The organism is Arthrobacter sp. GQ119, from assembly GCF_059759125.1.
Genome location: NZ_JCAXEA010000055.1, coordinates 1 through 1825, shown reverse-complemented (window position 1 = coordinate 1825; position 1825 = coordinate 1). Strand labels below are relative to the sequence as shown.

Below are 1825 nucleotides of genomic sequence, written 5' to 3'. Positions count from 1 at the left end.
GCCTAGGAGACTGCTGAATAAGCGGGGTGGTGGGGCGGGCGGAACGCCACCAATGGCCGTCTAGCGGCGTGTTTTGGTCAGCACCCTTGGGTGCGACAACGGGGTCGTTCCGCCCGCTTGCGTATATTCTGCCTCAGATCTGGGGTGTCATCCAGGGATTTTTATCGATGGGCCGGGTCCGGCCGGTGGTTTATCCCAGCGCCCATGATCCCTGGTTCACTCTCAGTCCCAGGGCGAGTAGGCGGCGCAGATTTAGTCCCGCGATCCGCAGGTGCAGCCAGGCGTTGTTCCGGCTGATACCGCGGTGGGGAACGCGTCGGTTGCCGCGGGTGAGCCAGGCGATGGACCGCTCGACCATCGGCCGGTGCCTGCGGTAAACGTCCCGGAAGGCCGGGTCCGCGGCGCGTTGACGGTGCTCGCGCTGCAGCGCATCGTGTTGGTGGAGATCGAGTTTGCGTCCCCGGGGTGAGGCGGTGCACCGGTGCCGGAGTGGGCAGCCGGTGCAGGCGGCGCCGAACGTGACCCGCCGTTTGGCGGTGATGTTCCTGGTGATACCGTTTGGGCAGGTTGCGGTGCCGGCTGCTTCATCGACGATGAAGTCATCGAGGGTGAACCCGCCTTCGATGGCCGGGCGCAGCGGCCAGGGTTTGATCACCGGGGTATGGCCGGTGCCGGCGAGAGCGGCGAGCATTTCCCCGGAACCGTAGGCCGAGTCGGCCAGGACGTCCACGTTGGTGCCGGCGATCGTGGGATCCATGCCGATCAGCCGGGCACCGACGGCCCCGTCACTGTTCTCCGGTCCGGAGGCCTTGGTCAGCTCCGCGGCGGTGATCAGCCCGGTATCGGGCTCGATGACAATGTGGGCCTTGAATCCGTCCTGCTGCCGGGACTGGGTCTTATGCGCGTGCCGGGTGTCCGGGTCCACGGTTGAGATCACCCGGTCCGGTGCGACCTTCCGGGCGATACGCCACCGCCCGTCGGTCCCGTCCGAGTCCTCGGCCGGTTCCACGTCCTGCCCGGCGACCAGTGCAAGCAGCGCGTACGCATCGGCTGCCCTGCCGTCCGAGGTCTCGGGATCGACTGCGGCCAGCAGGGCCAGCGCGTCGGTGACCAGCGCCGTAACCAGTCCGTCCTTGGCGTCCTGGTCGTCCCAGGCGATGTCCGGTTTGCCGGTGCGCGTGTAGTCATACCCCGTCGCGTGGGCGGCCACGAGTTCCTGGCCGTCGGGGACGTCACGGCCGAAGCGGCGGATCCCGGCGATCAGCTGGGTAATGGTGTCCTGCCTTGCGACCGCGTCATCAAGAACTGTCGAATCAACTGCCCGGCGGCGCTTGCCTTTCAGGATGCCGGTTTCGGCGACGACTTCGGCGATGGCTTCCATGATCCGGTGCGGGTTTCCCGAGCCGGCCAGACGCCTGCGCCAGTACGTCAGCGTGCTCGGGTGGAACGCGGTATCAGTCAGCCCGTATCCGCACGCGGCTTTCCAGCGCAGATCGAAGGTCAACGCCTCGGCTGTTTCCCGGTCCGAGAGGCCCTGCAACGCCTGCAGCACCAGCACTGAACCGATCACCGGCGCCGGAACCGAAGGCCGGCCCCGCCGCGACGGAAAGAGGTCCTCCATCATCGAATCCGGAAACAGGCGCCCCCGATGTTTAGCCAGAAAAGCGAAGACGCTGCCCGGAGCCAACAACTCTCCGGCCAGCGCCTCCACATCCAAATACCCGCGTTGCGCGTCCTCGCGTCCCTGCATAAGACCAGTCTTAACCACCAGGCCCGTGAGTCCAGCCGACGCGCCCCACCCGCGACTAATTCAGCAGTCTCCTAG

General features: G+C 66.7%; 1 protein-coding gene. It reads right to left on the bottom strand.

Annotated features, from left to right (window positions below; genetic code table 11):
• Window positions 1-190: 190 nt before the first annotated feature.
• Entirely contained in the window at window positions 191-1750 is a 1560-nt protein-coding gene (locus AC6CH3_RS23290) for an IS1182 family transposase (protein WP_498134691.1), read from the bottom strand.
• Between the last annotated feature and the right edge of the window lie 75 nt (window positions 1751-1825).

Bases quoted from the DNA above. Each gene is read 5' to 3' on its own strand.
- AC6CH3_RS23290 (WP_498134691.1), bottom strand. From the start codon at position 1,750: ATGCAGGGACGCGAGGACGCGCAACGCGGGTATTTGGATGTGGAGGCG.